At 54.3% G+C, this 6,000-nt stretch carries 7 protein-coding genes and 1 pseudogene; all 8 read right to left on the reverse strand.

The window, feature by feature from the left end:
• Nucleotides 1-555: 555 nt before the first annotated feature.
• Nucleotides 556-1,557, reverse strand: a complete 1,002-nt coding sequence (locus tag CQ011_RS17400; protein WP_105678967.1) for a DUF4192 family protein — start codon at nt 1,555-1,557, stop codon at nt 556-558.
• 349 nt (nt 1,558-1,906) lie between these two features.
• On the reverse strand, nt 1,907-2,125 hold the full coding sequence (gene nrdH, locus CQ011_RS17405) for a glutaredoxin-like protein NrdH (protein WP_105678977.1): 219 nt from the start codon (nt 2,123-2,125) through the stop codon (nt 1,907-1,909).
• 76 nt (nt 2,126-2,201) lie between these two features.
• Nucleotides 2,202-2,606 carry a hypothetical protein gene (locus CQ011_RS17410; protein WP_105678968.1) on the reverse strand — a complete coding sequence of 135 codons (405 nt, stop codon included), beginning with the start codon at nt 2,604-2,606 and terminating at the stop codon, nt 2,202-2,204.
• A gap of 452 nt (nt 2,607-3,058) precedes the next feature.
• Entirely contained in the window at nt 3,059-3,292 is a 234-nt protein-coding gene (locus CQ011_RS17415) for a hypothetical protein (RefSeq protein WP_105678969.1), read from the reverse strand.
• The gene (locus tag CQ011_RS17420) at nt 3,289-3,882 is read right to left on the reverse strand and encodes an AAA family ATPase (protein WP_105678970.1); all 594 of its coding nucleotides are present in this window, start codon (nt 3,880-3,882) and stop codon (nt 3,289-3,291) included. Before CQ011_RS17420 ends, CQ011_RS17415 begins: the two co-directional genes overlap by 4 nt.
• Nucleotides 3,883-4,121: 239 nt before the next feature.
• A complete protein-coding gene (locus tag CQ011_RS17425; RefSeq protein ID WP_105678971.1) occupies nt 4,122-5,063 on the reverse strand; it encodes a hypothetical protein in 942 nt (313 codons plus the stop codon).
• Between the two features lie 239 nt (nt 5,064-5,302).
• The gene (locus tag CQ011_RS18175; RefSeq protein WP_353616179.1) at nt 5,303-5,431 is read right to left on the reverse strand and encodes a helix-turn-helix domain-containing protein; all 129 of its coding nucleotides are present in this window, start codon (nt 5,429-5,431) and stop codon (nt 5,303-5,305) included.
• Between the two features lie 97 nt (nt 5,432-5,528).
• Nucleotides 5,529-5,651: pseudogene (locus tag CQ011_RS18180) on the reverse strand (recombinase family protein); the annotation flags it as partial.
• Nucleotides 5,652-6,000 lie beyond the last annotated feature (349 nt).

Consider the following 6,000-nt stretch of genomic DNA (forward strand, 5'->3'; position numbering starts at 1 on the left):
TGACCTTCGTTTCCTCCGAGGGTGGCTTTGGCTGGTACTTACAAGGTAGCTCTCAGGGGTCACTTTTGTATGGCGTGTTTGATCTGAGGATATCGTCGGTTGTAGATCTTTTAGGAAGCCAAGCACCGTAGGTTTCCCCTAAGTCGTCTTCCCACACCACGTGAACCAAGTGCGGCGTTCTAGCCGTGGCTCGTGCATGGATCTGCAGTGCCCCCGTCAGCGTGGGGATTTCGGCTAACACCGGATGGTGGGGCTTGATGGGTTCGCCAGGAAAACTTCCTGGCATCATTCGAAGGATGCGGTATGTATTTCCTTGGTGAGTGAAAACGTCCCATAACTTGCGTGCTGGTGGTGAGGTTAATGCGCGGCGGCCGGGGGAGCTTGCGGAGGAGGCCGCCGCGCCCGCATTTTCGGGCCGGCTGTTCTGCTCATCGTGTTGGTAGCTCTCTTCCCAAATGCTGAAGTTCTCCATGTTGGTTATTGTCCTTAGGTGAATATGGAAGTGCGATTAGGTGGGGGAAGATTTTTCTTCCCCCACCTAACCGCTATGGCTTTTTACTGCTGCGGGTTGATCAGTGCCGTCTTGGCCATCTTCCCTCGGACTATGAGCTTGATGAGTAGGTTGGCCAACCGGTGTTCCGGTTCCAGTTCGATAGCTTCTCCGAGTGTAGCCATCGCTTCGGTGCCATTTCCTAGCGTCCAGTGCGCCCATGCAATGGCGCAAAGAATGTTGGTGCGAGGTATACCAGCGATGTGAGCCAGTGAATCAAACAGCATCTCGTGGCCAGCTTCTAAGATCTTGCGATCGTCAACGGCTCGGTCTCCGACCAAGTAGTCGGCCATGTCGTGCGTAGTCGTGGCGATTCCGGCCAATGCCACAACTGCCAAGTCTCTCCCTATGGAGACAGTGAACGTTCCAGCGAGCCAACCGGCAACTTCGTCGGTCACCTCTCCGGCTTCGCGGTAGATCGCGATGTTGGTTACCATTTCGTGGCTAACATTTCGCGCGATTTCTTCAAGATTCGTTCCCATACTGAGCAGATTGGCTTTCTGGCGTACCGCGATTGCCTGAACTTCAATGCTGGATTCTTCGCAGTGCTCAATGTCCTTGGCGCGCAGGGGGTTCTTGCCGTGGAATAACGCTTCTAAGGTGATAGCTTCTGATTCGACTACGGAGTAGGCCACTGCGTCAGTTTCGTCGCTGTCGTAGTCCATGATCTGGTCGTTGGCTACGAGTATCGCGTGCTGAATCGGCGCGCCAGCCATTTCCAAGAGTTCTGCTAGTGCGTCGTACTTTGCACCTTTGAGCTCTTCATCTTCGTCATAGGCAACCAAAACGGTTGCGTCAACGTCGTGATCTGCGGTGATCTTGCTGATGATGCCGTCGATCGCTTCAACCCATTCGGTCACAACGTCGCCAGCTCGCAGGTCGACTCGCAAAGTGGCTAGCACTGTGCCCTCGTGGCACAGGACGATTGCGATGGATTCTTGTGGATCAAACTTTAGGGTAGTGCGGACGAAAGCTGCGACGCTTACGTTGCTTGAGATGGTAGTCATATCGACTGCCTTTCCTTGGTTTCCAACCGAGGCCCGAACTGGACTGTCCAGCGTGGGTTCCTATCCCCTGTTGATACTTCGATTCTAGCATGCTTGCATGTTTGCATGCAAGCTATATTTCTAGTTTTTTGATCTCAACATGCATGCATGCTTTATAGAAAAATTGCATCTCAGATCAACTAAAGGATTAGAACAAGTTTGCATGGGTTCCCCTTGTTCCGATAAATGCCAAAAAGCACGCCTGAAAGAGCGGTCAAGGGTACGCGAAGCCTATCGCGTAGCGACGCGCAGCGCCCTTGAGGGGTCTTTCAGGCGTGCAACAATCGGGCATCGGGGCAAGAAGAATTAGTTAGAGACAGTTGATTTTGTCGGGACGGAAACCTGACGAGTGATCGGAATTCGTCACCACTATAGGCGCTTGCGAGTACCCCAAGAATCGGACGAATTCTAAGGCGTCTTGATCCTGGCTAATATGAACGCTCTTATAGTTGATGTCTTTTTTGTCCAACGCGCGATAGGTGGCAGTGCATTGAGCGCAGTTCGGTTTGCTGTATACGGTCGCTACGATATCCACGGCTTTCTCCCTGTCCCCTTTTGTGATTGCCAACCGGGTTGCCCCGCTGTGGCGCGGGGCAACCTTGAAATTAGAACTGAGGCATTCCCCGATATTCTTGGGGCAGGTCTTCAAACTTCTCTGGAAGGTTTGGCGGTGCTTGGTCGGCGTTGAACTGCCAATGACTGTAGGCCATGCGGTCGATTGCTTCGATGAAAGCTTCGCGGGTTTCGTAGTACTTTGTTTCAAGGTCCCCTTCGACGTACTGGCCTATGCCCCATGTGTTTCCAGTCGATTCGCTTCGCGCCCTGTAGAAAATGATGACGTATGGCCATGAGCCCAAATCCCAACCATCTTTACCCCATGAGCCGATTGCACTCCAGCCGTGACGTTCGGCAACCTCCATGTACTCGTAGCCGTGATCCCATACGCTCTGAGGGAGGGGTGGGGCGTTGATTTCTCGACCAGTATCGATTGTGCTGCTGATGGTAGTCATGTCGACTGCCTTTCCTTGGTTTCCAACCGAGGCCCGAACTGGACCGTCCAGCGTGGGTTCCTATCCCCTGTTGATACTTCAATTCTAGCATGCTTGCATGTTTGCATGCAAGCTATCTTTCTAGTTTTTTGATCTCAACATGCATGCATGCTTTATAGAAAAATTGCATCTCAGATCAACTAAAGGATTAGAACAAGTTTGCATGGGTTCCCCTTGTTCCGATAAATGCCAAAAAGCACGCCTGAAAGAGCGGTCAAGGGTAGGCGAAGCCTATCGCGTAGCGACGCGCAGCGCCCTTGAGGGGTCTTTCAGGCGTGCAAAAATCGGGCATCGGGGCAAGAGAACAGCATTTAGCCGGTGCTGGTTAAAAGATGAACCCGACCGCATAGGAAGGCGGTCGGGTTCAATATGCTTCCAAGGAAAGGAAGTAAAAATATTATCTCATGAAGAGCTTATGGGTGACGTTCCATGTATTCGCTGACAGCTAGAGTTACCAGATCTTGAAGCTTGATGTCCTTGGCTGCTGCGTAGAGCTTGATCTCTGTTTTCAACTCTTCGGATACACGCACATTGAGCGGTTTAGTTACGGTTTCGTCGGTTATCGGACTCCTAAAGCTCTCGCTGACTGAGGCCGGCTTCGGGGAGGCCGATCCTGCTGGTTTCATCTTGTCCTTTAAGCTGCTCATGACAGCGCCTCCTTGAGTTCCTTGACAACATCTTCGTATCCCAGGAAGTCAGTTGGAGCTTCTCCTGGAATTGTTTTGAATGCTTGTTTGTGTTTGATCCTGGTTGCAAATAGAGCAAGGTCGCTGTCTGCGATGTACTCTAAGCTTTCGCGTAGAGCGACAGTCTGTTCGTTAACCTTGGTAAGAAGTGCAATTCTGGCGGTGTCCAGTGGAAGCGCTTCGTTTGTGGCAATTAATCGTTTTAAATCCATGATGGCTGCTTCGGTTGGCATAATAACCACATCTGCAATTTTGATCACCGCGTCAATTGTTGCGGGGTCTCCTGGGGGAGTGTCAATGACAATGTAGTCGCTAGTGCTTTGACCGGCTATTCGCTTGAGCTTGGCCAGGTTCACGATTTTCACTGGAAATGGCAGTGGTTTTTCGGATTCCGCAGCATCCTCAGCCCATTCGGTAGCTGAGCCCTGCATGTCGGTGTCCCACAGTTCGACGGTGTGACCGTCAGCGACTAGTGCGCAGGCAATGTAAATTGCGCTGGTAGTTTTCCCGACTCCACCTTTGGTTTGTACAAGTGCGATAGTCGTTGTCATCCGGACCTCCTATCTTCTGCACCCAAAACGCTTTGCATGCAACTGATTTTGCATGCAACTTAGCTTGCATGCTTTATATTTACCTCTGATCATACTAGCTTGCATGATTGCATGCAAGCTAGTTCGCGTGCAAAGTAGCTACGTTCCCTTTTGCCGATATTTCCTAGTTATGTGCCTGGTTTAGTGGGGAACTTGTCCGCTTATGGATACTCCCAACAGTAAATTCCATTCGGTCTGTGTTAGCGGCGGTCTTTATAGGCTTTGTTGATTGCTCGGCAGAGGGCTGCGCCTCGGGTGGCGGCGGTGCGGAGCATGGGGCGTTGTGCGGCTTGTTTGGCTTGGCGTTCGGCGGCGGCTCGGGCGGCTGCGCGGGCGTGGTTGCTGGCGTTGTGGGCTTGTTGGGATTGGCTGAGCATGATTTCGCCGGTGGCGGTACGCCACTGGTTGAGTCGGTGGATGATGGCGGCTCTTAGGATTCGGCAGTAGTCGATGTAGGACTGAGTGTCAGGGTTGTGTTGGGGGAGTGCTCCCCAGGATTCTTTGCCGTGCAGTCCTGGTGTGGTGCGCCATTCGAGGGCGTGTTGGATGTCGTTGATGGTCCAACCGTTTTGGAAGAATGGTTTCATCATGTGGAAAATGTTTTTCTTTGAAAAACGCCGGAAATCAGGGAAGATCCGTGAGATTTGCGCGGAAGCCGATAATCCCTGTGGTCTCGAGCTGATCGTCCGGGAAGCTGGCCAGAGTTCGACTGGTCGCTGTTCGTGGTGGTGAGTTTGCGCGGCGGAGCCGTGCCCAAATGGTTTTTCAGTGCCGCGTAGCGGCTCATTGTGAGTGTTTTCTTCGCGTGCGCGCGTGTAGGAACTTACTTCGTAAGTTGTTAACCCCCCTACGGGGAGGGGTTCTAAGTTATTTCCACAGGCGGTGTGGCTTGGGGTTACTGGGTTGATGGTTTCTGGTGTGTCTTGAGGGCGTAGGCCGAGGCCGGTGGGGCGGCAGATGACGTAGACGGGTGCTTCGTTGGTGGCTGGTTGGCCGGCTTTGGCTGCGTATTCGGCGGAGCGGCCGGAGGCGACGATGCCGATGATGCCCCAGGAGCGTAGGTCGTAGAGGACGTTGCCGACGGTGGCGCGGGAGACGCGTGCTTTTTCAGCGATGGTGTTCCAGGTGATGCGTGCGGTCATGGTGTCGTGGTCGGTGTAGCGAAGGAGGACCCAGAGGACGGCTAGGGTGTTGCGGATGCGGTCGGTGCGTTTTGCGAGTAGTTCGTCGATTGAGCGTGTGGCGCGCCAAGCTTGGGCGGTGTGGTCGACTTTTTGCTGCCTACCGGTATGGCCCAGTTGATGGCTCGGTCAGAAGTTTCGGGGTCTGAACTGTAGGGGAACAGTGGTTGGCGCTAAGGAATCTGTTGGGGCGGCATGGTTTAGGTGTTGCCGGTGGGAAGGTGGCGGTAAATGGATGCGCGGGAGACTCCCAGGGCCTTGGCGATCTGGGTGGGGCTTTCCCCGTTGGCGCGTCTGGCTCGGGCGGCTGCGAGGGTATCGGCGTTCATGACGGTGGGGCGACCGCCGGTGCGGCCCTGTGCGCGGGCGGCGGCGGATATGGTCGAGTGCTTCAACGAGCCCGGGGCGGGCGGTGGCGCGGCTGGAGATTTTGTCTTCGAAGATCCGGCCGCAGCCGGCGGTTTCGAGGGCGTCGCGTTGGAGTTGGGAGTCTTGGCCGTTGGTGGAGACTCGGGCGTAGCCGATGAGGTTGAAATGTTGGGTTGCCATTGATCAACTGTCGCACAACCGTCTCACAACATCGCTGTTCGCCAGGCATGTTGTGAGACGGGTTGTGGACGATTTTTGGTCGGCGCGTCGCTGGGATCCGGGACCGTCTCAGAACCGGTCGTTTTTGCACCATGTGTGGCGAGTGCCCCCTGGGCAATGTTGGGGACTTATGTGACCAACCAAGGAGACGGTAGGAGTCAGTCGTTATCGCGGCGTATCCCAGGGCACTATGCTTCAGGCATATGGCCCTAATTTGTTCGACGCCTGCTGCGGACCGGCAGGCCGAAGCCTGAGGTGCTGTATGGTCGACGGAAAATGCGGGCCTGGTTACAGCGCAACGGGTTCCCTG

Source organism: Arthrobacter sp. MYb213, assembly GCF_002979915.1.
GTDB lineage: Bacteria > Actinomycetota > Actinomycetes > Actinomycetales > Micrococcaceae > Glutamicibacter.

What these genes read in the sequence shown, in the direction of transcription:
- CQ011_RS17425 (WP_105678971.1), bottom strand. Translation starts at nt 5,063, where the DNA reads ATGACCGCACGCATCACCTGGAACACCATCGCTGAAAAAGCACGCGTC.
- CQ011_RS17420 (WP_105678970.1), bottom strand. Translation starts at nt 3,882, where the DNA reads ATGACAACGACTATCGCACTTGTACAAACCAAAGGTGGAGTCGGGAAA.
- CQ011_RS18175 (WP_353616179.1), bottom strand. Translation starts at nt 5,431, where the DNA reads ATGAACGCCGATACCCTCGCAGCCGCCCGAGCCAGACGCGCCAACGGG.
- CQ011_RS17410 (WP_105678968.1), bottom strand. Translation starts at nt 2,606, where the DNA reads ATGACTACCATCAGCAGCACAATCGATACTGGTCGAGAAATCAACGCC.
- CQ011_RS17415 (WP_105678969.1), bottom strand. Translation starts at nt 3,292, where the DNA reads ATGAGCAGCTTAAAGGACAAGATGAAACCAGCAGGATCGGCCTCCCCG.
- CQ011_RS17400 (WP_105678967.1), bottom strand. Translation starts at nt 1,557, where the DNA reads ATGACTACCATCTCAAGCAACGTAAGCGTCGCAGCTTTCGTCCGCACT.